Source organism: Nocardiopsis sediminis (assembly GCF_042650565.1).
In the GTDB taxonomy this organism is placed as follows: Bacteria; Actinomycetota; Actinomycetes; order Streptosporangiales; family Streptosporangiaceae; genus Nocardiopsis_B; species Nocardiopsis_B sediminis.
This window is the reverse complement of record NZ_JBHSBH010000035.1, coordinates 1-503: the sequence shown is the minus strand read 5'-3', so window position 1 is coordinate 503 and position 503 is coordinate 1. Positions and strand designations below refer to the sequence as shown.

Genomic DNA, 503 nt, shown 5'->3' with positions numbered 1-503 from the left:
ATCAGCTTGTTGGTGGGGTAACGGCCTACCAAGGCGATTACGGGTAGCCGGCCTGAGAGGGCGACCGGCCACACTGGGACTGAGACACGGCCCAGACTCCTGCGGGAGGCAGCAGTGGGGAATCTTGCGCAATGGGCGGAAGCCTGACGCAGCGACGCCGCGTGGGGGATGACGGCCTTCGGGTTGTAAACCTCTTTTACCACTCACGCAGGCCAGGGGTTTTCTTCTGGTTGACGGTAGGTGGGGAATAAGGACCGGCTAACTACGTGCCAGCAGCCGCGGTAATACGTAGGGTCCGAGCGTTGTCCGGAATTATTGGGCGTAAAGAGCTCGTAGGCGGCGTGTCGCGTCTGCTGTGAAAGACCGGGGCTTAACTCCGGTTTTGCAGTGGATACGGGCATGCTAGAGGTAGGTAGGGGAGACTGGAATTCCTGGTGTAGCGGTGAAATGCGCAGATATCAGGAGGAACACCGGTGGCGAAGGCGGGTCTCTGGGCCTTACCT

General features: G+C 60.0%; 1 rRNA gene. It reads left to right on the top strand.

Annotation, left to right across the window (positions count from 1 at the left end):
- Nucleotides 1-503 (top strand): 16S ribosomal RNA (locus ACFOVU_RS29380); the annotation flags it as partial.